The following is a 25,638-nucleotide window of genomic DNA, read 5'->3' on the forward strand; positions in this document are numbered from 1 at the left end:
TGACGCTTGGGGGCCGGGCCACATCAAGTCTGGCCGGTCGTCGGCGTCGCTCAGCTATCAAGTAAGTTCACGAACGTTCATGACGATTCCCCTGTCGCCCGAGCGGCGGTCAGGAGAACCGGAAGGAGCCCGGGTTGGGCGCGCTGGTACTGGCAGAGCCGTTCTCGCCACCATCTGCCGAGTCGTTCAATCTGCCGCCCATATTTGGCGGCGTGACCAAGCCGATGGTGCTGGTCGTGCTGTCGACGGTGATCATCTCGGCGTACCTGTTGCTGGCCACGCGGCGCCTGTCGGTGGTGCCGTCGAAGGGCCAGTTCGCCGCGGAATCGCTCTACAACGTGGGCCGCAACACCCTCGCACGCGAGCAGATCGGGTCCCAGGACTTCATGCGGTTCGTGCCGCTGATCTTCAGCCTGTTCATCTTCGTCCTGGTGAACAACATCTACGGCATCATCCCGATCCTGCAGTTCCCGACCATGTCGCACATCGGCTTCGCGCTGGCGCTGTCGGTGTTGGTGGTCTACCCGACGTACCACTATGCGGGCATTCGCAAGTTCGGCCTCGGCGGCTATCTGAAGAACCAGCTGTTCCCGCCCGGAGCGCCGGGGCCGGTCTACATCCTGTTGGCCCCGATCGAGTTCTTCACGAAGTTCATCGTCAACCCGCTCACGCTGGCCATCCGTGTTTTTGCCGCGATGTTCGCCGGGCACCTGCTCATCATGCTCTTCGCCCTCGCCGGCACGCACCTGCTGCTCGAAGGCGAGGGCGTGGTGAAGGCGATCTCCGCCTTCTCCCTCGGGGGAGCCGTCCTGGTGACGTTCCTGGAAGCGCTGATCCAGACCATCCAGGCCTACATCTTCGCCCTGCTGTCCGCGAGCTACATCGGCACGGCATTGGCGGATGCGCACTAACCGACCGTGGCTCGAATGAGCCAGCAGTGACACCAGTGACACCACTGACAACAGCTAGACCCGAAAAAGTTGGGAAAGGGAATACATCGTGAGTTCCGTCGTTCTTGCTCAGCAGGCCGCCGAGACGTCCATCAACTCCGGCCTTGCCGTGATCGGCTACGGCCTTGGCGCCATCGGAGCCGGGATCGGCGTCGGGATGATCTTCTCCTCGGTCATCAACGGCACCGCCCGTCAGCCGGAGGCCGGTGGCCGCCTGCTTGGCACCGCGTTCACCACCTTCGCACTGGTCGAGGTGCTCGCGCTGCTGGGCTTCGTCCTGTTCTTCCTGGTCTGAGTAGGCCGAAGATCCACGCCACTGAGGAGGCGACATGACAACGGCGAGCTACATCGCGGCGGAGTACAACCCGGTGCTCCCGCCGGTTGAAGAGATTATCGTCGGCTTCGTCGCGTTCTTGCTGCTGCTGTTCGTCATCTGGAAATTCGTCACGCCGCGCTTCGAGAAGATGTACGCCGAACGCACTGCGCAGATCGAAGGCGGCATCGAGAAGGCGGAGAAGGCCCAGGCGGAGGCTGAGCGGGCGCTCAACCAGTACAACGCTCAACTGGCCGAGGCCCGTGCCGAAGCGGCGAAGATCCGGGACGACGCCCGGCTGGAAGCCGAGCGGATCAAGGCCGAGCTGGAAGCGGAGGCCAGGGAGAGCGCGGCGCGCATCGTGGCCCAGGGCGAGACGGCGTTGCAGGCCCAGCGGGCTCAAATCGTCGCGGAGCTGCGGGCCGAGGTCGGCCGCAACGCGATCGAGTTGGCCAACCGCATCGTCGGCGAGTCGCTCGAGGACGAAGCACGGCGCCGGCGCACCGTGGACCGCTTCCTCGCAGATCTCGACGCGGCTCAGGCCAGGAACTAGACGAGGGACCCAGCAAAAGTGACAGCCGTGAACGCAGCACCCCCCATGCGGGCAGCCAGCAGGCAGGCATTGGCGGAGGCCGAGCAGACCCTGGAGTCGTTGCTCGGCGCGGCGGAGGCCGACCCGACAGCGGTCGGCTCCGAGTTGGACGCCTTTGCCCGGCTGCTGTCGTCCGAGGTCTCGTTGCGCCGAGCGCTCGCCGACGCCTCGTCGTCGGCTCAGGCCCGGTCAGGTCTGGTGGGCGGGCTGCTTGAGGGCGAGGTGAGCGCGCCGAGCCTGCAGGCGCTGCAGGCCGTGGTGTCCCAGCGTTGGTCCTCGCCCCGCGAACTGGTTGACGGGGTGCGGGTGCTGGCGGCGACGGCGTTGCTGATTGGGGCCGAGCGCGCAGGCGAACTCGCCACGGTCGAGTCGGAGCTGTTCGCCATCGGACGGCTGCTGGACAACCAGCCGGAGCTGGAAACGGCGCTGGGCAATCGCGCCAGCACGCCCGCCGAGCGGCAGGAGCTGATGCGCGCTGTGCTCGGCGACCGGGTGAACGAGGTGGCCCGGTTGCTGGCGGAGCAAGCCGTGGCCGAGCCCCGCCGAGGTGGGGCCCAGCGTTCCCTGGACGCGCTGGTGGAGCTCGCCGCCGCGCGACGGGAGCGTTCGGTCGCGCACGTGGCGACTGCTGTCCCGCTCACCGAGGAGCAGCAGGCCCAGTTGGCGAGGAAACTCGACAACATCTACGGCAGGCCGATCGCCCTGCACATCGAGGTGGACCCCGGGGTGCTCGGCGGAGTCGTGATCCGGGTTGGTGACGAGGTCATCGACGGCAGCGCGGCGGGCCAGATCCGCGCACTGCGCGCGCAGCTGGGTCACTAGCCCGGCGCATAGTTACTTGCATACAGCCACAGACAAGAAGTGAGAGCGGGAACTTTCATGGCGGAGCTGACGATCTCCTCGGACGAGATCCGCAGTGCGATCGAGAACTACGTCTCGAGTTACTCCCCGGACACCAGCCGGGAAGAGGTCGGGGTCGTCGTCGACGCGGGTGACGGCATCGCGCACGTCGAGGGCCTGCCTTCGGCGATGGCCAACGAGCTGCTGGAGTTCCCCGGCGGCGTGCTGGGTGTCGCTCTGAACCTGGACCCTCGCGAGCTGGGTGTCGCCATCCTCGGTGACTTCGAGTCGGTCGAGGAAGGCCAGGAGGTCAAGCGCACCGGGCAGATTCTGTCGGTGCCGGTGGGGGATGCGTTCCTCGGCCGTGTGATCAACCCGCTCGGCGAGCCGATCGACGGTCTCGGCGAGATCGAGGCCACCGGCCGTCGCGCCCTCGAGCTGCAGGCGGCCTCGGTGGTGGAGCGGCAGCCGGTGTCCGAGCCGCTGCAGACCGGTATCACCGCGATCGACGCGATGACCCCGATCGGCCGCGGTCAGCGCCAGCTGATCATCGGTGACCGCAAGACCGGTAAGACGTCGGTCTGCGTCGACACGATCATCAACCAGAAGGCCAACTGGGAGACCGGCGACCCGAAGAAGCAGGTCCGCTGCATCTACGTCGCCGTCGGCCAGAAGGGCTCGACGATCGCGGGCGTGAAGAAGACGCTGGAGGACCACGGTGCGATGGAGTACACCACCATCGTGGCCGCCCCGGCGTCCGACTCGGCGGGCTTCAAGTGGCTGGCCCCGTACTCCGGCTCGGCGCTCGGCCAGCACTGGATGTACGAGGGCAAGCACGTCCTGATCATCTTCGACGACCTGACCAAGCAGGCCGAGGCCTACCGCGCCATCTCGCTGCTGCTGCGTCGTCCGCCGGGCCGCGAGGCGTTCCCCGGTGACGTCTTCTACTTGCACTCGCGTCTGCTGGAGCGCTGCGCGAAGCTGTCCGACGAGCTGGGTGGCGGCTCGCTGACCGGTCTGCCGATCATCGAGACCAAGGCCAACGACGTGTCGGCCTACATCCCGACGAACGTCATCTCGATCACCGACGGCCAGTGCTTCTTCCAGTCGGACCTGTTCAACTCGGGTCAGCGGCCGGCCATCGACGTCGGTATCTCGGTGTCCCGAGTCGGTGGTGACGCGCAGGTCAAGGCGATGAAGGACGTGGCGGGTTCGCTGCGTATCGACCTGTCGCAGTACCGCGAGCTGGAGGCGTTCGCGGCATTCGCCTCCGACCTGGACGACGCGTCGAAGCGCCAGCTGGAGCGTGGTGCCCGGCTGTACGAGGTGCTCAAGCAGCGCGAGTACTCGCCGATCCCGGTCGAGGAGCAGGTGGTGACCGTGTACCTGGGCACCAACGGGCACTTCGACGACGTGCCGGTGGAGGACGTCCGTCGCTTCAACGCCGAGCTGGTCGAGCACGTGCGACACAAGCACGACGGCATCCTGGCGGAGATCCGCGACACCGGTAAGTGGACCGACGAGAACGCCGCGCGCCTGGTCGAGGTCACCAAGGAGTTCAAGAAGGGCTTCGTGACCTCGGAAGGCACTCCGTTGGTGGAGGCCGAGGCCGAGGCGATGGACGAGGACAAGGTCGGGCAGGAGACCGTGAAGGTCGCCAAGCCCGCGCCGAAGTGATGGAAGACGGTGGCATGCGTGGCATCGACGGTGCGGCGCAGAGGACGGTGAGCTAGATGGGCGCGCAACTTCGCGAACTCCGTGCCAGGGTCAAGGCGACCAAGTCCATCGGCAAGATCACCAAGGCGATGGAGCTGATCGCCACCTCGCGCATCGCCAAGGCACAGGCCAGGGTCGAGGCGGCTCGGCCGTACAACTCGGAGATCACCAACGTGCTCTCCGAGCTGGCGACGGCCGCGACGACGCTGGACAACCCGCTGCTGACCGAGCGGGAGAACCCGCGTCGGGCGGCCGTGCTGGTGGTCACCAGTGACAAGGGCCTCTGCGGTGGGTACAACGCCAACGTGCTGCGCACCACCGAGGAGCTGCTGTCGCTGCTGCGTGAGCAGGGCAAGGAGCCGGTGCTGTTCGTCATCGGCGGCAAGGGCCTGAACTACTACCGCTTCCGCAACCGCGACGTGGCCGGAAGCTGGAGCGGGTTCTCCGACCAGCCGCAGTACGTGCACGCCCGCGAGGCAGGCGAGACGCTGATCAACCTGTTCCTCGCCGGCGCGGACGACGAGGGTGACAGCGCGGGGGCCGACGGCATTCTCGGCGTCGACGAGCTGCACATCGTCTACACCGAGTTCCGCAGCATGCTCACCCAGACGCCGGTGGCCAAGCGGATCGCTCCGCTGGAGGTCGAGTACGTCGAGGAGGGCGAAGCCACGTCGGCGCCCGAGCTGCGGTCGGTCTACGATTTCGAACCGAACGCGGAGACGCTGCTCGACGCCCTGTTGCCCAAGTACATCAACACCAGGATCTATGCGGCCTTGCTGGAGTCGGCGGCCTCCGAGCTCGCGGCCAGGCGGACTGCGATGAAGGCGGCATCGGACAACGCCAACGAGCTGGTCGAGTCCCTGACCAGGGAGATGAACCAGGCTCGCCAGGCCCAGATCACCCAGGAGATCAGCGAAATCGTCGGCGGCGCGGACGCGCTGGCCGCAGCAGGAAGTGATGAGTGAGATGACCACCACTGCAGACACCGCAGCCAAGACCGAAGGCGCCGTAGGGCGGATCGTCTCCGTCACCGGCCCCGTCGTCGACGTCGAGTTCCCGCGCGGGCAGGTCCCCGGGATCTACAACGCGTTGAAGGTCGAGGTCGAGTTCGAAGAGCTGCGCAAGACCGTCACGCTCGAGGTGGCCCAGCACCTGGGTGACAACATGGTGCGCACCATTTCGCTGCAGCCGCAGGACGGCCTGGTCCGCGGCGCCCCGGTGCGCGACACCGGTGGCCCGATCTCGGTGCCGGTCGGCGACAAGGTCAAGGGCCACGTGTACAACGCGCTCGGCGAGTGCCTGGACCAGCCGGGCTACGGCGACGACCTGGAGCGGTGGAGCATCCACCGGGAGCCGCCGGCGTTCGACCAGCTCGAGGGCAGCACCAAGATCCTGGAGACCGGTCTGAAGGTCATCGACCTGCTCACCCCGTACGTGCAGGGTGGCAAGATCGGTCTGTTCGGTGGTGCCGGTGTGGGCAAGACGGTGCTGATCAAGGAAATGATCACCCGTGTGGCCAAGAACTTCGGTGGTACCTCGGTGTTCGCCGGCGTCGGTGAGCGCACCCGTGAGGGCACCGACCTGTTCCTCGAGCTGAGCGAGGACGGCACGATCAACGACACCGCGCTGGTGTTCGGTCAGATGGACGAGCCGCCGGGTACCCGTATGCGGGTGGCGCTGTCCGCGCTGACCATGGCGGAGTACTTCCGCGACGTGCAGAACCAGGACGTGCTGCTGTTCATCGACAACATCTTCCGGTTCACCCAGGCCGGTTCCGAGGTGTCCACGCTGCTCGGCCGGATGCCGTCCGCGGTGGGTTACCAGCCGACGCTGGCCGACGAGATGGGTGTGCTGCAGGAGCGGATCACCTCGACCAAGGGCCGGTCGATCACCTCGATGCAGGCGATCTACGTGCCCGCGGACGACTACACCGACCCGGCGCCTGCGACCACGTTCGCCCACCTGGACGCCACCACCGAGCTGTCCCGGTCGGTGTTCCAGAAGGGCATTTTCCCGGCGGTCGACCCGCTCGCGTCCACCTCGACGATCCTCGAGCCGGGCATCGTCGGTGAGGAGCACTACCGGGTCGCGTCCGAGGTCATCCGGATCCTGCAGAAGTACAAGGAGCTGCAGGACATCATCGCCATCCTCGGTATGGACGAACTGTCCGAGGAGGACAAGCTCACGGTGAACCGGGCTCGCCGGATCGAGCGGTTCCTGTCGCAGAACATGCTGGTCGCGGAGACGTTCACCGGTATCCCCGGGTCGACGGTGCCGCTGACCGAGACGATCGAGGCGTTCGACAAGATCAGCAAGGGCGAGTTCGACCACTACCCGGAGCAGGCGTTCCTGGGCATCGGTGGCCTGGAGGACCTGGAGAAGAAGTACCACGAGCTGACCAAGAAGTGAGGCTCGAGGTGACCGAAGGCCGCACCAAGTACACTCGGCCGACCTGGCCGGTGAGTCACGAGGAGTTGCAGTGGCGGAGATGACCGTCGAGCTGGTCGCCGTCGAGCGGCGGCTGTGGTCGGGCAAGGGGACGTTCGTCGTCGCCCAGACCACGGAGGGCGAGATCGGCATCATGCCCGGCCACGAGCCGATGCTCGGTCAGCTGGTCGAAGGCGGCGTAGTGTCGATCACCAGCACGGACGGCGAGCACGTCGGCGCGGCGGTGCACGGCGGTTTCTTGTCCGTGACGGCCGACTCGGTACGAGTGCTGGCGGAATCGGCCGAACTCGGTGACGAGATCGACGTCGACCAGGCGCGGCAGCAGCTGAGCTCCGCCGAGGACGAGACCGAGCGGGCCAGAGCGCAAGCCCGATTGCGCGCCGCTGGGCACAAGGCCTGAGGTGACAGCAGGGCGGGGACGGTCGTGAGCATCTCAACGGTGGTCATCGGTCTCCTCGCCCTGGTGGGTGTCGTCCTGGTGTGGGGCGCGTGGCGCTGGCACAAGATCCGCACGAGCGGTGGCATCACCGTGGCGTTGCGCTGGCGGATGCGCCACGACGGCGACATCGCAGGCTGGCACCTGGGCATCGGCCGGTACCGCGGTGAGCAGTTCCTGTGGTTTCGCGTAATGAGCTTGCGCAACGGGCCGGACCGGGTGCTCAGCCGGGAGGATCTGCACATCACGGAGCGACGGAAGCCGTCGAAGGAGGAGTCGTACACCCTCCCCGCCGCGGCGACCGTGTTGCGCTGCAAGTCGACCGAGGGCATGGAGATCGAGATCGCCATGGGCCCTGGGGCGCTCACCGGCTTCCTGTCGTGGCTGGAGTCGGCGCCACCGGGGCACCAGGTTCCGTGGGCTTCCTGAGCAGATGAGACGGTCCCGGGCTCGCGACGTTCGTGGGCCCGGGACCGCGCGTTCGTGGTGGTCGGCTGCCGTGGTCCTGCGCCCCGAGCCTGCCGGTTCACCGCATCCGCTGCTAGCTCTCCTCGCCGCCCGGTTTCCACAGCACGTCGCCGTCCGGGTTGGCCACCCTGGCCAGGATGAACAGCAGATCGGACAGCCGGTTCAAGTACCTGATCGCGAGCTGATTCGTGGTGTCCTGCTCGGCTTCCCACAGCAGCCACGCGGACCGCTCCGCCCGCCGCGCCGTGGTGCGCGCCTGGTGCAGCAGCGCGGCCCCGGGCGTCCCGCCGGGAAGGATGAACGACCTCAGCTTCTCCAGCCGCTCGTTGAACTCGTCGCACCAGCCCTCGAGCCGCTCGATGTAGCTCTCGGTGATCCGCAACGGCGGGTACTTCGGGTTCTCCGTCACCGGCGTGCTCAGGTCCGCGCCGACGTCGAACAGGTCGTTCTGGACCTTCTTGAGCACCGACGCGATGTCGTCGGGCAGCTGGCCGAGCGCCAGCGCGACACCGATGACCGAGTTGGTCTCGTCGACATCGGCGTAGGCACCGATGCGGGGAGAGGCCTTCGGTACGCGCGTGCCGTCGCCGAGCGCCGTGGTCCCTGAGTCGCCGACGCGGGTGTACACCCGGTTGATCCGCACTGCCATGTCTCGACCTTAGCCGGACGTGCTGTGGCGAGCGCTGTGCTCGTCATCACTGCTGGTTACGCCCTATTGGGAAAATTTCGCCCTTGCTTCGGTCACGGTGTGTGGAATGGTCACCAGCGTCGAGGGCACCAAGGACGAAGGGGGCTTGCTCATGTCTGCCCGCCGCACCATCGGTGTGACGTGTGCCGCCCTGGTGGCGGCTGTCGCCGTGATCGCCGGGCTGGTTTCCGCGGCCTGGCTGCCCTCCGCGGACGCCGCGGAGTGGCCTTTGGTCAAGGAGGGACACCGTGGGCCCGACGTCACCACGGTGCAGTACCTGGTGACGGCGCACGGACACCCGACCGATCCCGACGGCCAGTTCGGCCCGAACACCGCGGCAGCCGTGACGGCGTTCCAGCAGGCCAAGGGGCTCGGCGCGGACGGCATGGTCGGCAACGAGACCTGGCCGGCGCTGGTGATCGACCTCGCCGAAGGTGCCGACGCTCCGGATGCGGTCAACGCGGCGAAGGTGCAGCTCAACAAACACGGAGGCCGGCTCGCTCTCGACGGCGTCTTCGACGCCGCGATGGCCGACGCGGTGCGAACCTTCCAGTCCGAACACGGCATGGAAGCCACTGGCGTGATCGATGCAGGGACCTGGCATGCGTTGGTGTCCAGCGCGGTGGGTGACTACTCGTTGCCGATTGCCCGCGAGACGCTGCCGCGCGACGAGTACGACGACCCGCACCACGACTATCCGGCCGTCGACCTGCCGGTGGGCGAGGGAACACCGGTGCTGGCGATCAACGGTGGCGAAGCGACCCCGGTCAACGACTCCAGCTGCGGATACGGCGTGGTCATCCAGGCCGACGACGGTGACCGTTACAGCTACTGCCACTTCCGCAGCCCCGCACTCGTGAGCGGTCCGGTCGCCACCGGGCAGCACATCGGCGACTCCGGCAACACGGGCAACTCCACCGGACCGCACCTGCACGTCGGGATCCGTCGCGACGGTGTCTCGGTGTGCCCGCAGCCGCTCCTGCTGGCAATCTACGACGGGGTCGCACCGCCACCGATCGCCGAGCTGCCGACCAGTGGGTGTTTCTACTGAGGCGTCCCCCATTGCGCGGCCGCCGGAGCGCGCGGGGCATGATGGCCTCGTGAGTGAGCATTTCGACGTCTATGGCGGCGCACGCCTCGAGGGTGAGGTGGAGGTCGTCGGTGCGAAGAACAGCGTGCTGAAGCTGATGGCCGCCGCGTTGCTGGCCGAAGGCACCACGACCATCACCAACTGTCCCGAGATCCTGGACGTCCCGTTGATGGCGGACGTGCTGCGCAGTGTCGGCTGCGAAGTCGAGCTGAGCGGGGACACCGCCCGCATCACCACGCCCGCGGAGTTGTCGCACCGGGCGGACACGCCCGCGATGGGCAAGCTGCGCGCGTCGGTGTGTGTGCTCGGGCCGCTGGTCGGAAGGCTCAAGCGGGCGGTCGTTGCGCTGCCCGGCGGGGACGCGATCGGTTCCCGGCCGCTGGACATGCACCAGAACGGTCTGCGCAAGCTCGGCGCCACCACCGAGATCGCGCACGGCTGTGTGGTGGCCGAGGCGGAGGGTTTGCACGGCGCGCAGATCTGGCTGGACTTCCCGAGCGTGGGCGCCACCGAGAACATCTTGATGGCCGCGGTCCTGGCCAAAGGGACGACGGTGATCGACAACGCGGCGCGCGAGCCGGAGATCGTCGACCTGTGCCAGATGCTGCAGCAGATGGGCGCGCAGATCGAAGGCGCGGGCACCTCCATCCTCACCGTCCACGGTGTCGACTCGCTGCAACCGACCACGCACCGCGTGGTCGGTGACCGGATCGTCGGTGCGACGTGGGGTTTCGCTGCTGCGATCACCCGGGGAGACGTCACCGTGCGGGGTGTCGATCCGCACCATCTCGACCTGGTGCTGGAGAAGCTGCGGCTGGCCGGCGCGGATGTCACGCCGCTCGACGACGGTTTCCGGGTCGTGCAGCACGACCGGCCGAAGGCGGTCGACTTCGTGACCTTGCCGTACCCGGGGTTCGCCACCGACCTGCAACCGTTCGCCGTGGCGCTGTCGGCGATCTCCGAAGGCACGTCGATGATCACCGAGAACGTCTACGAGGCGCGGTTCAGGTTCATCGACGAGATGAAGCGGCTGGGTGCGGACGCCCGCACGGACGGCCACCACGCCGTCGTTCGGGGCGTCGAGCGGCTCTCCAGCGCGCCGGTGTGGGCGTCGGACATCCGAGCCGGGGCGGGCCTGGTGCTGGCCGGGCTGGTAGCCGACGGGGTCACCGAGGTCTGGGACGTCTTCCACATCGACCGCGGCTACCCGCACTTCGTGGAGAACCTCAACCGGCTGGGGGCTCGGGTCGAGCGGGTGCCGACCGCGCCCGAGCGTCGGTAGCTATTCGGTGGCCAGGGCGACACCGAAACCGATCAGGGCGGTGCCGGTGACGGCGTCGATGGCGCGCCGGACGCGCGTACGGGAGATCCAACTGCGGACCTTGTGCACGCCGATCAGCACGGCGAGCTGCCACGTGACGCCCGCCGCCACCACGGTGTAGGCGAGTACCAGGGCGTCCAGGGTGGTCGCGGTGGCCGGGTCGAGGAACTGCGGCAGCACCGACAGGAAGAAGACCAGCACCTTCGGGTTGGTGATGTTGGTCAGGAAGCCTTCGGTCCACCGCCGCCACAAACGCGCACTCTTCTGCTGAACGTCGACGGTGGCGTAGTCGCCGCGCTTGGCCGCGCGGAAGGCCTGGAAGCCGAGGTAGCACAGGTAGACGACCCCGGACCAGCGGATGACCTCGAACACCACGTGGTACCGGACCACGAACGCGCCGAGACCGAGGCCGACGGCGGTGCCCTGGATGAGGCATCCGGTGGTGATGCCGAAGATCGTGGCCAGCCCGGCCCGGAAGCCGCCTGCCAGCCCGTTCTTCAGCACGACCAGCGTGTCCGGCCCCGGTGCCAACGCGATGAGCAGCGCGAACACCAGGAAAGTGGTGTAGTCGCTCCAGGTCATGAATCCACGTTAACCGGGCGACCACCGGTGAAGCTGGAGATTTTCGGCCGTCTACGTCACACCGCCTGCCGCGGACGACTACGGATTTCGCCACGAGTGGTCCCATGGGCTGTAGGGCTTGGCCAGGTGCGCGTCGGTCGTCTCGCGCTGTCGTTGCCAGAAGTAGGCGACTGCGCCGATCTCGGCAGCGTGGGTGTTTCCACCCCTGGAGAGTGACCAGCACAACTGCGGGGAATGGTTACTGCTGAGTACGCTGAGCGGAACCACCGGGAGGTCTGACGATGCCGTTTCCTGCCGACCGTGAGCGTGACCGTCCCTGGGTCATGCGGACTTACGCTGGTCATTCGTCGGCGGCCGCGTCCAACGCGCTGTACCGCAAGAACCTGGAGAAGGGCCAGACCGGTCTGTCGGTGGCCTTCGACCTGCCGACCCAGACCGGCTACGACCCCGATCATCCGCTCGCGCGCGGCGAGGTCGGCAAGGTCGGCGTGCCGATCGCGCACATCGGCGACATGCGCCAGCTGTTCGACGGCATCCCGCTTGCCGAGGCCAACACGTCGATGACGATCAACGCCCCGGCCATGTGGCTGCTGGCGTTGTACGTGACCGTGGCCAAGGAGCAGGCCGCCGAGTCCGGCCAGGACCCCGACGAGGTGCTGGCGAAGCTGGCCGGGACCACGCAGAACGACATCATCAAGGAATACCTGTCCCGCGGGACCTACATCTTCCCGCCCGGCCCGAGCCTGCGGCTGATCACCGACGTGATCACGTGGACGGTGCACAACATCCCGAAGTGGAACCCGATCAACATCTGCAGCTATCACCTGCAGGAGGCCGGGGCGACCCCGACGCAGGAGGTCGCGTACGCGTTGTGCACGGCCATCGCGGTGCTGGACGCGGTGCGTGACTCGGGGCAGGTGAGCGAAGCGGACATGACGCGCGTGGTCTCGCGCATCTCGTTCTTCGTCAACGCCGGTGTCCGGTTCATCGAGGAGATGTGCAAGATGCGGGCGTTCGTCCAGCTCTGGGACGAGCTGACCCGCGAGCGCTACGGCATCACCGACCCCAAGGCGCGCCGGTTCCGTTACGGCGTGCAGGTCAACTCGCTCGGGCTGACCGAGGTGCAGCCGGAGAACAACGTGCAGCGCATCGTGCTGGAGATGCTCGCGGTGACGCTGTCCCGGGACGCACGCGCCCGCGCGGTGCAGCTGCCCGCCTGGAACGAGGCGCTCGGTCTGCCCCGGCCGTGGGATCAGCAGTGGGCGCTGCGGATGCAGCAGGTGCTGGCCTACGAGACGGACCTGCTCGAGTACGAGGACATCTTCGACGGCTCCAAGGTCATCCAGGCCCGCGTCGACGAGATCGTCGAAGGCGCCCGCGAGGAGATCAAGCGGGTGCAGGAGATGGGCGGCGCGGTCGCGGCCGTGGAGAACGGCTACATGAAGGGCGAGCTGGTCGCCTCGCTCGGCGAGTACCGCCGCCGGATGGAGTCCGGCGACCAAGTGCTGGTCGGGGTGAACAAGTTCAACACCACCGAGCCGTCGCCGCTGCAGGCGGAAGGCGCACAGGCGATCGAGACGGTCGACCCGGCGGTGGAGAAGCAGGCCATCGCCGCCGTGCAGCAGTGGCGGGCGGAACGGGACAACGCGGCCGCAGAAGCGGCGCTGGACAAGCTGAAGGCGACGGCTCGGACGTCGGAGAACCTGTTCGAGGCGACGTTGGAGTGCGCCGCTGCGGGCGTGACGACAGGGGAGTGGGCCGGAGCCCTGCGGGAGATCTTCGGCGAGTACCGGGCGCCGACCGGTGTCTCGGCCACCAGCGCGGCAGGCGGCGGTGATCTGGCCGAGCTGGCGGCAGTGCGGGAACGCGTGCGCACGACCGGCGAAGAGCTCGGCGAGCGGCTGCGCATCTTGGTGGGCAAGCCAGGGCTGGACGGGCACTCCAACGGTGCCGAGCAGGTCGCCGTGCGCGCTCGCGACGCCGGTTTCGAGGTGATCTACCAGGGCATCCGCCTGACACCGGAACAGATCGTCGCGGCCGCCGTGCAGGAAGGCGTGCACGTGGTCGGGCTCTCGGTGCTGTCCGGCTCGCACCTGGAGGTTGTCCCGGAGGTCATCGACGGCCTGCGAGCCGCTGGAGCGGACGACATCCCGGTGGTCGTGGGTGGCATCATCCCGGCCGACGACGCGGCGCTGTTGCGCGAGCGGGGTGTTGCTCGGGTCTTCACGCCGAAGGACTACGAGCTCACCGGGATCATGGACGAGATCGTGACGGTCATCCGCCAGGCGCGCGGCCTCTGAAATTCCCGGCAGCACCATTTCGGCCGGCATTTCGGTGCCGCGACGCGCATTGTGCGGCAATGCGTTCGCGGGTGCCGAAATGTTCGATTTGCGCGCTTGGTCGCCGTCGCGGCGACTCACCGCTCCCTGGCGTGGAACAACCCTCCCGAAGGCCTGACGAGCGCTTATCGGCGCGCGTCGGGCGACGGAATCCTGGGGTTTCCGGTGGGAAAGCACCCGCCGGACGCGGCGAGCTGTTCGGCGTTTCTCCCCGAGATCACTACTCCGAAAGGCGACTGCTGCGCAATCGTAACTTAGCGGAGGGTTACCACTCTTTCCGCAGGTCGGGGCGCTGTTAGCCCCTGTGAGTGAATTGCCGCTCTTTACCAATTGTCGAGGATTGGTTGAGCCGAGCACGGGGCTCGCCCTAGGTTGAGAGCGCGCGGGTGTGCGGCAAACCACCCGCTACGGCGTTGTGACGAGGGAGCGACACGATGAGCGGTGGCTGGACGAGACGGGACTTCTTCCGACGGACGGGGGCAATGGGTGTGGTCGCCCTCGGAGGGCCCGCCGTACTGTCCGCCTGTGGCGTCGGGGGCGGCGGCGGAGACAAGCCTGAGGGGGTTGGTGCCGCAGCGGTGACCTTCGAGGAAGCGAAGAAGACCAAGAACATCAAGGTCGGCTTCGCCAACGAGGCGCCGTGGGCCTTCATGGACGAGAAGGGCGAGCTCACCGGCTACGCCCCGGCCGTGGCCCGTGAGGTGCTGAAGAAGCTCGGCATCGACCACGTCGAGGGCGAGGTCACCGAGTTCGACAGCTTGATCGACAACGCGCGGGCCAAAAAGTACGCGTTCGTGGCCGCGGGCATGTCCATCAAGCCGGACCGGTGCAAGAACTCCGACTTCGCCGTGCCGGACTACCAGGTCGGGTCCGCGTTCCTGGTGCCGAAGGGCAATCCGAAGAACATCACGCGGTTCGAGGACATCAAGGGCGCGAAGGTCAAGATCGCCACGCTCGGCGGTGCGGTGGAGAACCAGTTCGCCAAGGACGCCGGCGTGCCGAGCAGCCAGATCGAGCCGATGCCCAAGCAGGACGACATCCTGCGGGCCGTGCAGGCGGGTGACGTCTACGGCGCCGCGATCCTGGACGTCACCGCGGCGTGGCTGGTCAAGAACAACCCGGACGCCGGACTCGAGGTGACCGAGTCGTTCCAGGCAGGCGACAAGCCCGAGGTGGGCACGTTCAACTTCCGCCTGGACGACGACGAGTTCCGCGAGGCGTTCAACAAGGAACTGATCGAGCTGCACAAGTCCGGCCGCTGGCTGGAACTGGTGGAGCCGTTCGGTTTGACCGAGGCCAACGACACCTACCCCGATCTGGCCACTGAGGAGAAGGTCGACGAGTACTGCGGCAAGTAAGTAGATCGGATACTCCCGGTGGAGAACTTCTCGATCTATCTGGAACGTGTCCTCGAAGGACTTCCGGCGACTTTGTGGGCAACGGGTGGCGGTATCGCGCTGACCATCGTGTTGTCGTTCCTCGCGGGAATCGCGCTGCTCTCGCCGTCGCGCACGGTGCGCGGGCTGGTGCGTATTTACGTGGAGGGATTCCGGGGCAGCTCGGAAGTCGTCCAGTTGTTCTTCTTCGCCGTCGCGTTGGCCATTTTCTTCGGCCTGCCGTGGAATCAGACCGCGGAGGGCTTGTTGCTGATCGGCATCATCGTCCTCGGTCTGAACCACGGCGCCTACGGTGCGGAGATCGTGCGCGGTGCCGTGCAGTCGGTGCCGAAGGCGCAGCGGGAAGGCGCCATCGCGCTGAACTTCACGCCGGTGCAGCGCATGTGGCGGATCATCCTGCCGCAGGCGGTGGTGGAGATGCTGCCGCCGTTCAACAACCTGTTCATCCAGTTGTTGAAGGGCACGGCGCTGCTGAGCTTCATCACTGTGCCGGAGATGTTCCAGAAGGCTGACGAGCTGCGCGCGGTGCCGTCGTTCGCCAACGACCTGTGGATCATCTATCTGATCCTGCTGGTGATCTACATGCTGCTGGCCGTGGTGATCACACTCGTGATGCGCTGGCTGGAGTCGCTGGCCGCGCGGCGCGTCGGGCGTTCGGTGCCGAGCAGGGAGAAGGCACTGGCCAGAGGGGCGGCGGCCTGATGAGCAAGTGGGATTGGGAGCGTTTCTGGGACGCCTGGCCGTACGTGCTGGACGGGCTGTGGGTCACCATCCAGTTCACGCTGCTCGGCTCGATCGTCGCCTACATCCTGGGCTTGATCTTCGCGATCATCCGCCAGCTGCGCATTCCGGTCGTCGACCAGGTGCTGTGGGCGTTCATCGAGTTCGTGCGCAGCACCCCGCTGCTGGTGCAGGTGTTCTTCCTGTACTGGGTGATCCGTCCGGAAGTGATGCAGGGCATCGAAGCGGACACGCAGAAGATCATCGTCGGTACGTTCGCGCTCGGCGTGCACTACGCGTGCTACACGTCCGAGGTCTACCGGGCAGGCATCGAGGCGGTGCCGAGAGGCCAATGGGAAGCCGCCACCGCGCTGAGTCTGCCGCGGCGGCGAGTCTGGACCGGGGTGATCCTGCCGCAGGCCGTGCCGCGGGTGCTTCCGGCGCTGGGCAATTACACGATTGCCATGTTCAAGGAAGTGCCGTTGCTGTCGGCCATCTCGGTATTCGACATCGTCTACCAGGTGAAGACCGAGTACGCGGCGAGTCAAGGTGGCGCAGGTCCCGAAGCGTGGGCGGCTGCGGGCTTGACGTTCTTGGCCCTCAGTTATCCCTGTGCAATTCTGGTTCGAAGGTTGGAGCGTCGTGTCGGAACCGTCTGAGACCAACAACGAGATGATCCGGTTCGAGAACGTGGTCAAACGCTTCGGCTCGAACACGGTTCTCGAGGATCTGAACTTCACGGTGGCGCCGGGTGAATTCGTCACGCTGATCGGGCCGAGCGGTTCCGGTAAGACGACCATCCTGCGGCTGGTGATGACGTTGGAGAAGGTGTCGGAAGGCACCATCTACGTCGACGGCAAGCCGCTGTCGCACATGCCCAAGGGTGGCAAGCTCGTCCCGGCGGACGAGAAGTACCTGCGCGAGGCCCGCAAGTCGATCGGCATGGTGTTCCAGCAGTTCAACCTGTTCCCGAACATGAACGTGCTGCGCAACGTCACCGAGGGGCCGATCCGCAGCCTGGGACAGTCGCGGGACGAGGCCGAGAAGAAGGCGAAAGACCTGCTGGAGCTGGTCGGCCTGACGGACAAGATCGACGCGCGGCCGACCCAGCTGTCCGGTGGTCAGCAGCAGCGGGTGGCCATCGCCCGTGCGCTGGCGATGGAGCCGAAGGTGCTGTTGCTGGACGAGGTCACCTCGGCGCTCGACCCCGAGCTGGTCACCGGTGTGCTGCACCTGCTCAAGGACATCGCCAACTCGACGGACATCACGTTCCTGTGCGTGACGCACGAGATGCAGTTCGCGCGGGACGTGTCCGACCGGGTGATGATGTTCGACGGCGGGCAGATCGTGGAGGACGGGCACCCGGAGAAGATCTTCACCGACCCGGACCACGACCGGACGCGGGAGTTCCTGCAGGCGGTGCTCGACCGGGCCTGAGACAAGACGAGGGGAGCGGCGGTGCCCTCGAGGTGCCGCCGCTCCTCGCGTTCTGTGTGCTCGGCGATCCGGCGCGCGTGCCCGCGACTCGGTGTGCGCGTGCTGGTGGCTCGGCGTGCGCGTGCTGGGCGGATCCGGCGTGCTCGGCGATCCGGCGTACGCGTGCTGGGCGACTCGGCGCGGGCATTCCGTGCGGTCCCGGCCGGCGCCGCGAGCTACCTGGCGACGCGGAACTGTTCGAACTGCTCCTCGGTGAGCCGGACCCAGGTGGCCTCGGCGTGCGCGAGGACCTCGCCGTCGTCGGACCAGATCGCCGAACCGGAGTGCCGCTTGCGGCCGTCCGCCGAACGGAGCCATCCCGCGGCGACCAGGCGTTCCCCGGCCGTGGGCAAGCGCCGGATCCGTGCGGTCAGCTGTCCCAGCACGTGCGGAGCGGTCTCGTAGGTCGGGTCGTGGTACCAGCACAGACCGCTCGGACAGTCGAGCGCGGCCCAGACGTAACGCGGGTCGAGCGTGCCCGCCGGCCCGGCCAGCGACTCTTGCGGTTGCCACGGCCACGCCACGAGCAGATCGCGTGACGTCCTGCCGGGGAACAACCGCAGTCCTTCGCCTTCGGCCCTGGCCGGGCCGCACGTGAAGCAGCTGGGGAACGGGTGCTGGTCCTGGTACGCCTTGACGTCGAACTCCGCCGCGGCCTGCTCCGCTTCTTCGTACGTGACCGGCTCCGGCAGATCCTCGGCGGGCTCGCCCGGCCGGGCCTGGGCGACCACCGTGTCGCCGTCCAGCAGCTCGGCACCCTCGTCGGTGGCCACCAGGCGGAGCGTCCGGTCCAGTGGTGGCGGCCGCAGCAGGCGAACCTGCGCCGGACCATCGATCGCGGTGGCGGCGACACCGCAGGTGTAGCCACCGTTGCCCGAGGCTTGCGGCCCGTGGAAGCGCCGCTCGATCCGAACCTGCATGATGCCGGATCCTACCGGGGTTCGGGTATTGCCGGGCGTGAGTTGGCCCGCGCAGCCACGACAGCACTGGGTTGTCCGCGGCTCGGCCTGCCCTCGACTCGGTGGGCGCCTGCCCTCGACTCGGCGAACGCTGGGGCCCTCACCTCGCCGCGCCCTTCGAGGATCCGGTCCGCTGTCGAGCGATCGATCGTCCGGGCTGTCGGTTGATCGATCGGGCAACCGCACGGCACCGAACGCATGCCGGGCTACCGCGCGATCGCTTTCCCCTCGCTGAGGTACCGCTCACCCGCACGGATCTCCTGCAGCGCGGCAACCAGCGCACTGAGTACGCGCAAGTCCTCCGCGTGGTGTCGCTCGATCACGTGCGTCAGCATCTCGGCCGCCAATGCCAGCTCGCGGCGATCGTCGTCGGTGACCATCGCGCATCCCTTCCGCCGCCGACTGCTCGGCTCCTGCGGGTCGTCTTCTCGATGAGCGGGCGAACCGGTTCGTCTCGCCTCGATGGTAAGCCGCGACCCCGACATCGCGGCGGCGACGCGCTCAAGGGCGTGGCGGTGACTCGATCAGCCACTAACGTAATGGTCATGGCTGGTTACGAGCACCTGACCGTGGACAGATCCGACGCCACGGTGACCATCACCATGCGGCGTCCGGCCAAGCGCAACGCGCTGTCGACGCAGCACCTCGAGGAGTTGTTGCGCGCGTTCACCGAGACTGCGCAGACGGATGCCACCGGGGTCGTCCTGGCCGCCGAAGGCCCGGTCTTCTCCGCGGGGCACGACTTCGCCGAGGTGGCGTCGCTGGACACCGACGGGGTGCGCGGGCTGCTCGAGCTGTGCACCCGGCTGATGACCACGTTGCACACCGTGCCGCAGGTGGTGATCGCCCGTGTGCACGGCCTGGCGACGGCGGCGGGTTGTCAGCTGGTCGCGTCGTGCGATCTGGCAGTCGCGGCGGAGTCCGCGGGATTCGCGCTGCCCGGCGGCAAGGGTGGCTGGTTCTGCCACACGCCCGCGGTCCCGGTGGCTCGGTCGATCGGCCGCAAACGGTTGATGGAGATGGCGCTGACCGGGGACCCCGTCGACGCCCGGACGGCCGAGCAGTGGGGTCTGGTCAACCGGGTCGTTCCGGACGACGAACTGGATGCCGCGGTCGCCGAGCTGCTGGCCAGGGCGACGCGGGGCAGCCGGGCGAGCAAGGCGCTCGGCAAGCGCACCTTGTACGAGCAGCTCGACCGGCCGGAGGACGAGGCCTACGAGCTGGCCGTGCGCGTGATGGCGGAGTCGGCCGGGCTGCCCGGCGCGAAAGAAGGAATGGCGGCGTTCCTGGCCAAACGGCCCCCGCGGTGGCCAGACTGAGCGCCTCGCCACCATCGATCGGCGTTCCGACAGGCACCGACAAGGAGGTCGCATGCTGCCGCGCGGACGCTCCGATGTCGCCGCCACGTTGCGTCGCGCGCACAAGCTGTCGCGAGCGCTGCGTGGCGGCCTGACCGGAGAAGGCGCCTTCACCGCGGCCCGGCATGCCCGGAAGCTGCTCAATGCGCGCGCCGTCGGGTTGTCCGGGCTGGACGGGGTGATCGCGTGGTCGGGTTCTCCGCGGCACGCCGAGCAGGCGCAGGCGATGGTCAACGACGTGCTGCACGACGAAAGCCATGGCGGGCACGCCGAGCTGACCGCGTTGCCGCTGGACGTCGCCGACGAGATCGCGGGCGCGATCGTGGTCGAGGGCGATGCCGGCAACGCGGACGTGCACGAGGTCGCGGTGCTCATTTCGGAAGCGCTCGAGCGGGCCAAGCTGGAGGCCACCGCCGAGCAGGCGCTGCAGTCCGAGTTGCGCGCGTTGCGGGCGGAGATCTCGCCGCATTTCGTCTATAACGCGTTGACGGTGATCGCATCACTCGTGCGTAGCGATCCGGACCGCTCCCGCGAGCTGATGCTGGACTTCGCCGACTACATCCGCTACAGCCTGGCCAGGCACGGCGAGTACACGACGGTGGCGGACGAGTTCCACGCCATCGAGACCTACCTGGCGCTGCAGCGCGCGGTGCTCGGGGACCGGCTTCGGGTACAGGTGCGGGTGGCCCCGGACGTGCTGGCCGTCCCGCTACCGTGCTTGGTGCTCCAGCCGTTGGTGGAGAACGCCATCAGGCACGGCATCGAGCCGAGCGGTGAGCCCGGCACGGTGCAGGTGCACGGCGAGGCGGAGGGCAACGACTGTGTCATCAGCGTGGAGGACGACGGCGTGGGTATGGAGCCGGAGAAGGCCGAACGGATACTCGCGGGCAAAGGATCGCCGGACAGCGTGGGCCTGTCCAACGTCGATCGCCGGCTGCGGACCGTCTACGGCCCGTGGTACGGACTGGTCGTGGAGACCGCGCCGGGCGCAGGCTCGCGGGTGATCGTGCGCGTCCCGCTGTTCCAACCGGGTGTGTTGCCGTCATGAAGTCCCTCAGCAAACCGCTGAAGGTGCTGGCGGTCGACGACGTGCCCGCCGCGCTGGCCGACATCGAGCAGTTGCTGCGCGATGCGCCGGAGGTCGGCGAGGTCAAGGGCGCGGGCGACCCGATCGCCGCGCTGAAGATGATCCAGAGCGAACAGTTCGACGCGGTCTTTTTGGACATCTCGATGCCCGGGCTGGACGGGCTCGAGCTGGCGTCGCTGTTGGCCAAGCTCAACGAACCGCCGGTGATCGTGTTCGTCACCGCCTACGACGGGCACGCGGTGACCGCCTACGGCATCGGCGCGGTGGACTACCTGCTCAAACCCGTGCGCGCCGAGCGGCTGTCCGCGGCACTGGCCAAGGTCGTCAAGATGTTGCCGTCGTCGGCCGAAGGGCCGGTCACCCAACCGGATGCGATGGCCGCGCTGCCCGTCGAGAGCGGCGGACGGACGCGCTACGTCCGCCGTAGTGATGTCGCTTTCGTGGAGGCGCACGGCGATCATGTCCGGCTGCACACGGCGGCCGGGGTGCACGCGGTGCGGATGCCGATCTCGCGGCTGGAGCAGTACTGGGAGGGCACCGGGTTCGTGCGTACCCACCGCAGCTTCCTGGTGTCGCTGAAGGCCATCAAGGAGTTGCGCAGCGACTCGGTGGGCGGGCTGCTGGCTCACACCGAGGTCGGTGACGTGCCGGTCAGCCGACGGCACGCCAGGGACCTGCGGGAGCGTCTGTTGCAGGCGGCGCGGGCGGCGGAGCTGGACCAACCACGCGGACGGGACTGACGCCATGGCCAAACGTGTTGCGGTGATGAGCCCGCAAACCCGGCTGGCCCACTCGCGGCGCAGGCTGCGCGGTCGCTGGCGGATGCCACGGCTGGACCCGGACGACGCCGAGCGCGCGCAACGCAACTACCGCATGCAGCGGCGGCGCGGGATCGCCTCTTTGGTGTTGATCTTCGCGATGCTGCTCGGGCTTCCGCTGCTGCTGAGGGTCGCGCCGTGGCTGACCGAGCTGCGGGTGTGGGCCATCCCGGTGTCCTGGCTGGTGCTCGCGGTGCTGCCGTATCCGCTGATGAGCTGGCTGGCCGCGTGGCAGCTGCGCCGGGCCGAACGGATCGAGGACCGCTGATGGTGCCCGCGCTGGCGGTTGCCGCCGTCATCGGCGTGACGCTGTTCATCGGCCTGCGTGGTGTTGCGGCGATGCGCACCACCTCGGACTTCCTGGTCGCCTCGCGCCGGGTGACGCCGCTGCTCAACGCGTGCGCGGTGTCCGGGGAGTACCTGTCGGCGGCATCGTTCCTCGGGGTTGCCGGCCTGGTGTTGAAGAACGGGATGGGTGCGCTGTGGTACCCGGTCGGGTTCGCCGCGGGCTACATCCTGATGCTGGTGCTGGTCGCGGCCCCGATGCGTCGATCAGGTGCGTTGACCGTGCCCGACTTCGCCGAGGCCAGGTTGGCGTCGCCGCCGCTGCGCAAGCTTGCCGCGGTCGTGGTGCTGGTGATCGGTGCGCTCTATCTGGTCCCGCAGTTCCGCACCGCGGGCCTGGTGCTGTCGGTCGTCAGTGCCACGCCCTACTGGCTCGGCGTCGCGCTGGCGGGCGGCGCCGTGGCGGCCACCCTGGCGCTCGGCGGCATGCGTGCGGCCACCTACGTGCAGGCGTTCCAGTTCGTCCTGAAGCTGCTGCTGTTCATCATCCCGGCCATCTGGTTGCTGGCCAGTGTCAGCGACGACGTGCGCGACAAGGCCCTCAACCCGGAGGAGTTCACTCACTTCGAGCGCGACACCACGGTGACCTTCCGGGTGGACGCCACGCTGGAACCAGGCGGGTTCGTCCCGGCGGGAAGCCGGATGGAATTCCCGGCGGGCTCACAGGTCCCGCAGGTCGTGGGCGCGACTCCACCAGGTGGTGATGCGTGGCAGCTGCCGCTGCTGGACCTGAACGGCGCGGGTTATCCGCTGCTCGGCACGCTGGCGGTGCTGATCGCCACGTCGCTGGGCACCATGGGCCTGCCGCACGTGATCATGCGTTTCCACACCAGCCCGGACGGCCGCGCGGCCCGCCGGACGGCCGCGATCACCGTCGGCCTGCTCGGGATCTTCTATTTGTTCCCGGGCATCTACGGCGTCCTGGGCCGGGTGCTGGTGCCGCATCTGTACCTGTCCGGTGCCGCCGATACCGCGGTGGTGGCGATGCCGCTGCAAGTCGATGACGGGTGGCGCGGCACGCTGTTCACCACACTGCTCACCGCGGGAGCCTTCGCTGCCTTCCTGGCCACCTCACTCGGCCTGCTGCTGGCCGTGTCCGGCGCCATCGCGCACGACTTGTCGCCGGGCGGCCTCGGCCGGCTGCGGATCACCGTGCTCGCGGCCGCCGCCGCGGTCGTGGTGCTCGCACTGTTCGCCGCGCCACTGGACGCCGGATTGCTGGTCACTTGGGGCTTCACCGTGGCGGCGTCGACGTTCTCGCCACTGCTCGTGCTGGGCATCTGGTGGCCGAAGCTCACCGCGGCGGGCGCGATCTGGGGTGTCTCGGTCGGCCTGTTGTCGTCCACCGCGGCCATCGCCGTCACCCTGTTCGGGCCGCCGTTGTCGGGTGTGCTGGCGATCTTGACCACCCAGCCGGCGCCGTGGACGGTGCCGCTGGCCGCCATCACCATGGTCGTCGTGTCGCTGCGGGGCCGTCCGCCCGCGTGGGCGATGACCGCGATGCTGCGTTTGCACCTGGACGAAGCGCGCGAACCGATGTTCCAACCGCGCCGCGGTGACCGTTCGGCTTGGTACGCCCGCCGCTTGTCGACCGTTCGTCGTAGGCTGCGACGGCCTGGCCGGTGATCATTCCACCAGAACCGTCGGCCTCCTTACCGTGTCCTGCGACACATTTCACGGAGGTCGACGATGACAACCACCGAACGGCAACTCGAGCCCCATGAGTGGGAACGAGTGCACCAAAGTGCGGAATTCGCCACGCTGCGACGCAAACTGCGATCGTTCGTCTTTCCCATGACCGGCCTGTTCCTGGCCTGGTATCTGCTCTACGTGCTGCTGGCGGACTACGCACCGGAGTTCATGTCGACCGAGGTGTTCGGCCACGTCAACGTCGGCTTGCTGTTCGGCCTCGGCCAGTTCGTCTCCACGTTCGTCATCACCGCGCTGTACGTGCGGCACGCGAACAGGCACCTGGACCCGGTGGCCGACAAGCTGCGCGGTGAGCTCGAGGAGGTGGCCTCGCGATGAGCGCCAACACCCTGTTCCTTGCCCAGGACACCCTGGAGAGCAGCAACCCGGTGCTGAACATGGCCATCTTCGGCCTGTTCGTCGCCATCACGCTGGTCATCGTCGTGCGGGCCAGCCGCAGCACCCGAACCGCCTCGGACTACTACGCCGCGGGCCGCGCGTTCACCGGTCCGCAGAACGGCATCGCCATCTCCGGTGACTACCTGTCGGCGGCGTCCTTCCTCGGTATCGCGGGCGCAATCGCGGTGTACGGCTACGACGGGTTCCTGTATTCGATCGGGTTCCTGGTCGCGTGGCTGGTTGCGCTGCTGCTGGTCGCCGAGCTGCTGCGGAACACCGGCAAGTTCACCCTCGGTGACGTGCTGGCCTTCCGCATGCGGCAGCGCCCGGTCCGGGCCGCGGCGGCCACGTCGACGCTGGCGGTCAGCTTCTTCTACCTGCTGGCCCAGATGGCGGGCGCGGGCATCCTGGTCGCCCTGCTGCTGGGCATCACCGACAGCGCGGGCCAGTCGCTGGTCATCGCCGTGGTCGGCGTCGTGATGATCATCTACGTGCTGGTCGGCGGCATGAAGGGCACCACGTGGGTGCAGATCATCAAGGCGGTGCTGCTGATCGCCGGTGCCGCGGTGATGACGGTGTGGGTGCTCGGCAAGTACGGGTTCAACCTGTCCGACGTGCTCGGCGGCTCGGCGGCGAAGAACGGGGACGCGGTCCTGCACCCGGGCGCCAAGTACGGCAAGACCGAGTTGTCCAAGATCGACTTCATCTCGCTGAGCCTGGCGCTGGTGCTGGGCACCGCGGGTCTGCCGCACGTGCTGATGCGGTTCTACACCGTGCCCACCGCCAAGGAGGCGCGGCGCTCGGTGGTGTGGGCGATCGTGCTGATCGGCCTGTTCTACCTGTTCACGCTGGTGCTGGGCTACGGCGCCGGTGCGATCGTGGGCGCCGACGTGATCTCCGGCGCGCCGGGCGGAGAGAACGCCGCCGCGCCGATGCTGGCCGAAGCGCTCGGCGGCCCGGTCCTGCTGGGCATCATCGCCGCGATCGCGTTCGCCACCATCCTCGCCGTCGTGGCGGGCCTGACCATCACGGCTTCGGCGTCGTTCGCACACGACATCTACGCCAACGTGATCAAGAAGGGCGCGGTCGACTCGAAGGAGTCCGAGGTGCGCGTCGCCCGGATCACCGCGGTGGTGATCGGTGCCCTGGCCATCGTCGGCGGCATCCTGGCCCGCGAGCAGAACGTGGCGTTCCTGGTCGCGCTGGCGTTCGCGGTCGCCGCATCGGCCAACCTGCCGACCATCGTGTACTCGCTGTTCTGGCGCCGGTTCAACACCAAGGGGGCACTGTTCAGCATCTACGGCGGGTTGATCGTGACGATCACGCTGATCGTCTTCTCCCCGGCAGTGTCCGGTAAGACCAAGGAGAACCCGGACACCGGCGAGCTGGAGTCGGCGTCGATGCTGCCGCTCGGCGTGGACTTCTCCTGGTTCCCGCTGGAGAACCCGGGGCTGGTCTCGATCCCGGTGTCGTTCTTCCTCGGCTGGCTCGGCACGATGCTGTCCAAGGAACACGACTCGGAGAAGTTCGCCGAGATGGAGGTGCGCTCGCTCACCGGCGCGGGTGCGGAGAAGGCCACCAGCCACTGACGGCTCGGTGTCTTGCCG

General features: G+C 67.8%; 27 protein-coding genes. 23 read left to right on the top strand and 4 right to left on the bottom strand.

The window, feature by feature from the left end; genetic code table 11:
- The first annotated feature begins 134 nt into the window (after positions 1 to 134).
- The 9 genes from atpB (at position 135) to YWM_RS0107095 (ending at position 7,724) form a co-directional block, all read left to right on the top strand.
- Entirely contained in the window at positions 135 to 911 is a 777-nt protein-coding gene (atpB, locus tag YWM_RS0107055) for a F0F1 ATP synthase subunit A (RefSeq protein ID WP_028850132.1), read from the top strand.
- A gap of 88 nt (positions 912 to 999) precedes the next feature.
- Positions 1,000 to 1,245, top strand: coding sequence for an ATP synthase subunit c family protein (locus YWM_RS0107060; RefSeq protein ID WP_028850133.1), 246 nt, complete (start codon positions 1,000 to 1,002; stop codon positions 1,243 to 1,245).
- A gap of 34 nt (positions 1,246 to 1,279) precedes the next feature.
- Positions 1,280 to 1,816: a F0F1 ATP synthase subunit B gene (locus tag YWM_RS0107065; RefSeq protein WP_028850134.1), complete on the top strand. Its 537-nt coding sequence runs from the start codon at positions 1,280 to 1,282 to the stop codon at positions 1,814 to 1,816.
- Between the two features lie 45 nt (positions 1,817 to 1,861).
- The gene (locus YWM_RS0107070) at positions 1,862 to 2,677 is read left to right on the top strand and encodes a F0F1 ATP synthase subunit delta (protein WP_043660056.1); all 816 of its coding nucleotides are present in this window, start codon (positions 1,862 to 1,864) and stop codon (positions 2,675 to 2,677) included.
- Between the two features lie 57 nt (positions 2,678 to 2,734).
- Positions 2,735 to 4,372: a F0F1 ATP synthase subunit alpha gene (gene atpA / locus YWM_RS0107075; RefSeq protein WP_028850136.1), complete on the top strand. Its 1,638-nt coding sequence runs from the start codon at positions 2,735 to 2,737 to the stop codon at positions 4,370 to 4,372.
- Between the two features lie 56 nt (positions 4,373 to 4,428).
- Entirely contained in the window at positions 4,429 to 5,376 is a 948-nt protein-coding gene (locus tag YWM_RS0107080) for a F0F1 ATP synthase subunit gamma (protein ID WP_028850137.1), read from the top strand.
- A 1-nt stretch (position 5,377) separates the two neighbouring features.
- Positions 5,378 to 6,820 (top strand): F0F1 ATP synthase subunit beta, encoded by a 1,443-nt coding sequence (atpD, locus tag YWM_RS0107085; RefSeq protein WP_028850138.1) that lies wholly within the window; start codon positions 5,378 to 5,380, stop codon positions 6,818 to 6,820.
- A 70-nt stretch (positions 6,821 to 6,890) separates the two neighbouring features.
- On the top strand, positions 6,891 to 7,259 hold the full coding sequence (locus tag YWM_RS0107090) for a F0F1 ATP synthase subunit epsilon (protein ID WP_028850139.1): 369 nt from the start codon (positions 6,891 to 6,893) through the stop codon (positions 7,257 to 7,259).
- Positions 7,260 to 7,283: 24 nt separating this feature from the next.
- Positions 7,284 to 7,724 carry a DUF2550 domain-containing protein gene (locus YWM_RS0107095; RefSeq protein WP_028850140.1) on the top strand — a complete coding sequence of 147 codons (441 nt, stop codon included), beginning with the start codon at positions 7,284 to 7,286 and terminating at the stop codon, positions 7,722 to 7,724.
- Between the two features lie 112 nt (positions 7,725 to 7,836).
- Here YWM_RS0107095 and YWM_RS0107100 read toward each other — a convergent pair whose 3' ends face one another.
- Positions 7,837 to 8,412, bottom strand: a complete 576-nt coding sequence (locus YWM_RS0107100) for a cob(I)yrinic acid a,c-diamide adenosyltransferase (RefSeq protein WP_028850141.1) — start codon at positions 8,410 to 8,412, stop codon at positions 7,837 to 7,839.
- A 106-nt stretch (positions 8,413 to 8,518) separates the two neighbouring features.
- Between YWM_RS0107100 and YWM_RS0107105 the strand changes: the two genes are divergently transcribed.
- Both YWM_RS0107105 and murA read left to right on the top strand, forming a co-directional pair.
- Entirely contained in the window at positions 8,519 to 9,502 is a 984-nt protein-coding gene (locus tag YWM_RS0107105) for a peptidoglycan-binding protein (protein WP_211232447.1), read from the top strand.
- A 49-nt stretch (positions 9,503 to 9,551) separates the two neighbouring features.
- On the top strand, positions 9,552 to 10,823 hold the full coding sequence (gene murA, locus YWM_RS0107110; protein WP_028850143.1) for a UDP-N-acetylglucosamine 1-carboxyvinyltransferase: 1,272 nt from the start codon (positions 9,552 to 9,554) through the stop codon (positions 10,821 to 10,823).
- On the opposite strand, the gene YWM_RS0107115 is transcribed toward murA, so the two are convergent.
- A complete protein-coding gene (locus YWM_RS0107115) occupies positions 10,824 to 11,444 on the bottom strand; it encodes a LysE family translocator (RefSeq protein ID WP_028850144.1) in 621 nt (206 codons plus the stop codon). It abuts the gene before it with no gap.
- Between the two features lie 323 nt (positions 11,445 to 11,767).
- On the opposite strand from YWM_RS0107115, the gene YWM_RS0107120 reads away from it, so the two are divergent.
- From YWM_RS0107120 to ehuA, 5 genes are all read left to right on the top strand, one after another.
- A complete protein-coding gene (locus YWM_RS0107120; RefSeq protein WP_028850145.1) occupies positions 11,768 to 13,744 on the top strand; it encodes a protein meaA in 1,977 nt (658 codons plus the stop codon).
- A 617-nt stretch (positions 13,745 to 14,361) separates the two neighbouring features.
- Complete coding sequence (ehuB, locus tag YWM_RS0107125; protein ID WP_052344644.1) at positions 14,362 to 15,141, top strand: ectoine/hydroxyectoine ABC transporter substrate-binding protein EhuB; 780 nt, start codon at positions 14,362 to 14,364, stop codon at positions 15,139 to 15,141.
- An 18-nt stretch (positions 15,142 to 15,159) separates the two neighbouring features.
- Complete coding sequence (locus tag YWM_RS0107130) at positions 15,160 to 15,882, top strand: amino acid ABC transporter permease (RefSeq protein WP_028850147.1); 723 nt, start codon at positions 15,160 to 15,162, stop codon at positions 15,880 to 15,882.
- The gene (gene ehuD / locus YWM_RS0107135; RefSeq protein ID WP_043660058.1) at positions 15,882 to 16,559 is read left to right on the top strand and encodes an ectoine/hydroxyectoine ABC transporter permease subunit EhuD; all 678 of its coding nucleotides are present in this window, start codon (positions 15,882 to 15,884) and stop codon (positions 16,557 to 16,559) included. Before YWM_RS0107130 ends, ehuD begins: the two co-directional genes overlap by 1 nt.
- A gap of 13 nt (positions 16,560 to 16,572) precedes the next feature.
- A complete protein-coding gene (gene ehuA, locus YWM_RS0107140; RefSeq protein ID WP_028850149.1) occupies positions 16,573 to 17,337 on the top strand; it encodes an ectoine/hydroxyectoine ABC transporter ATP-binding protein EhuA in 765 nt (254 codons plus the stop codon).
- 215 nt (positions 17,338 to 17,552) lie between these two features.
- Here the strand turns inward: ehuA and YWM_RS0107145 are convergent, their stop codons facing one another.
- Complete coding sequence (locus tag YWM_RS0107145) at positions 17,553 to 18,296, bottom strand: hotdog family protein (RefSeq protein ID WP_052344645.1); 744 nt, start codon at positions 18,294 to 18,296, stop codon at positions 17,553 to 17,555.
- Positions 18,297 to 18,541: 245 nt separating this feature from the next.
- Complete coding sequence (locus YWM_RS26100; protein WP_156914683.1) at positions 18,542 to 18,715, bottom strand: hypothetical protein; 174 nt, start codon at positions 18,713 to 18,715, stop codon at positions 18,542 to 18,544.
- 165 nt (positions 18,716 to 18,880) lie between these two features.
- On the opposite strand from YWM_RS26100, the gene YWM_RS0107155 reads away from it, so the two are divergent.
- From YWM_RS0107155 to YWM_RS0107185, 7 genes are all read left to right on the top strand, one after another.
- Positions 18,881 to 19,654, top strand: a complete 774-nt coding sequence (locus YWM_RS0107155) for an enoyl-CoA hydratase-related protein (protein WP_028850151.1) — start codon at positions 18,881 to 18,883, stop codon at positions 19,652 to 19,654.
- Between the two features lie 52 nt (positions 19,655 to 19,706).
- Positions 19,707 to 20,741 carry a sensor histidine kinase gene (locus YWM_RS0107160; protein WP_043660060.1) on the top strand — a complete coding sequence of 345 codons (1,035 nt, stop codon included), beginning with the start codon at positions 19,707 to 19,709 and terminating at the stop codon, positions 20,739 to 20,741.
- Complete coding sequence (locus YWM_RS0107165) at positions 20,738 to 21,520, top strand: LytR/AlgR family response regulator transcription factor (protein ID WP_028850153.1); 783 nt, start codon at positions 20,738 to 20,740, stop codon at positions 21,518 to 21,520. Before YWM_RS0107160 ends, YWM_RS0107165 begins: the two co-directional genes overlap by 4 nt.
- A gap of 4 nt (positions 21,521 to 21,524) precedes the next feature.
- Entirely contained in the window at positions 21,525 to 21,866 is a 342-nt protein-coding gene (locus tag YWM_RS0107170; protein WP_028850154.1) for a hypothetical protein, read from the top strand.
- The gene (locus YWM_RS0107175; protein WP_028850155.1) at positions 21,866 to 23,569 is read left to right on the top strand and encodes a sodium/solute symporter; all 1,704 of its coding nucleotides are present in this window, start codon (positions 21,866 to 21,868) and stop codon (positions 23,567 to 23,569) included. The genes YWM_RS0107170 and YWM_RS0107175 overlap by 1 nt, the downstream gene beginning before the upstream one ends.
- A 63-nt stretch (positions 23,570 to 23,632) precedes the next feature.
- Positions 23,633 to 23,971, top strand: a complete 339-nt coding sequence (locus YWM_RS0107180; protein ID WP_028850156.1) for a DUF485 domain-containing protein — start codon at positions 23,633 to 23,635, stop codon at positions 23,969 to 23,971.
- Positions 23,968 to 25,620 (top strand): solute symporter family protein, encoded by a 1,653-nt coding sequence (locus YWM_RS0107185; RefSeq protein ID WP_245565951.1) that lies wholly within the window; start codon positions 23,968 to 23,970, stop codon positions 25,618 to 25,620. The genes YWM_RS0107180 and YWM_RS0107185 overlap by 4 nt, the downstream gene beginning before the upstream one ends.
- Positions 25,621 to 25,638: the final 18 nt, after the last annotated feature.

Origin of the sequence: Thermocrispum municipale DSM 44069 (genome assembly GCF_000427825.1) — a bacterium.
Lineage (GTDB): Bacteria > Actinomycetota > Actinomycetes > Mycobacteriales > Pseudonocardiaceae > Thermocrispum > Thermocrispum municipale.

What these genes read in the sequence shown, in the direction of transcription:
- YWM_RS0107065 (WP_028850134.1), top strand. Translation starts at nt 1,280, where the DNA reads ATGACAACGGCGAGCTACATCGCGGCGGAGTACAACCCGGTGCTCCCG.
- YWM_RS0107070 (WP_043660056.1), top strand. Translation starts at nt 1,862, where the DNA reads ATGCGGGCAGCCAGCAGGCAGGCATTGGCGGAGGCCGAGCAGACCCTG.
- atpA (WP_028850136.1), top strand. Translation starts at nt 2,735, where the DNA reads ATGGCGGAGCTGACGATCTCCTCGGACGAGATCCGCAGTGCGATCGAG.
- YWM_RS0107080 (WP_028850137.1), top strand. Translation starts at nt 4,429, where the DNA reads ATGGGCGCGCAACTTCGCGAACTCCGTGCCAGGGTCAAGGCGACCAAG.
- atpD (WP_028850138.1), top strand. Translation starts at nt 5,378, where the DNA reads ATGACCACCACTGCAGACACCGCAGCCAAGACCGAAGGCGCCGTAGGG.
- YWM_RS0107100 (WP_028850141.1), bottom strand. Translation starts at nt 8,412, where the DNA reads ATGGCAGTGCGGATCAACCGGGTGTACACCCGCGTCGGCGACTCAGGG.
- YWM_RS0107105 (WP_211232447.1), top strand. Translation starts at nt 8,519, where the DNA reads ATGGTCACCAGCGTCGAGGGCACCAAGGACGAAGGGGGCTTGCTCATG.
- YWM_RS0107115 (WP_028850144.1), bottom strand. Translation starts at nt 11,444, where the DNA reads ATGACCTGGAGCGACTACACCACTTTCCTGGTGTTCGCGCTGCTCATC.
- YWM_RS0107120 (WP_028850145.1), top strand. Translation starts at nt 11,768, where the DNA reads ATGCGGACTTACGCTGGTCATTCGTCGGCGGCCGCGTCCAACGCGCTG.
- ehuD (WP_043660058.1), top strand. Translation starts at nt 15,882, where the DNA reads ATGAGCAAGTGGGATTGGGAGCGTTTCTGGGACGCCTGGCCGTACGTG.
- ehuA (WP_028850149.1), top strand. Translation starts at nt 16,573, where the DNA reads ATGATCCGGTTCGAGAACGTGGTCAAACGCTTCGGCTCGAACACGGTT.
- YWM_RS0107145 (WP_052344645.1), bottom strand. Translation starts at nt 18,296, where the DNA reads ATGCAGGTTCGGATCGAGCGGCGCTTCCACGGGCCGCAAGCCTCGGGC.
- YWM_RS26100 (WP_156914683.1), bottom strand. Translation starts at nt 18,715, where the DNA reads ATGGTCACCGACGACGATCGCCGCGAGCTGGCATTGGCGGCCGAGATG.
- YWM_RS0107155 (WP_028850151.1), top strand. Translation starts at nt 18,881, where the DNA reads ATGGCTGGTTACGAGCACCTGACCGTGGACAGATCCGACGCCACGGTG.
- YWM_RS0107160 (WP_043660060.1), top strand. Translation starts at nt 19,707, where the DNA reads ATGCTGCCGCGCGGACGCTCCGATGTCGCCGCCACGTTGCGTCGCGCG.
- YWM_RS0107165 (WP_028850153.1), top strand. Translation starts at nt 20,738, where the DNA reads ATGAAGTCCCTCAGCAAACCGCTGAAGGTGCTGGCGGTCGACGACGTG.
- YWM_RS0107170 (WP_028850154.1), top strand. Translation starts at nt 21,525, where the DNA reads ATGGCCAAACGTGTTGCGGTGATGAGCCCGCAAACCCGGCTGGCCCAC.
- YWM_RS0107175 (WP_028850155.1), top strand. Translation starts at nt 21,866, where the DNA reads ATGGTGCCCGCGCTGGCGGTTGCCGCCGTCATCGGCGTGACGCTGTTC.
- YWM_RS0107180 (WP_028850156.1), top strand. Translation starts at nt 23,633, where the DNA reads ATGACAACCACCGAACGGCAACTCGAGCCCCATGAGTGGGAACGAGTG.
- YWM_RS0107185 (WP_245565951.1), top strand. Translation starts at nt 23,968, where the DNA reads ATGAGCGCCAACACCCTGTTCCTTGCCCAGGACACCCTGGAGAGCAGC.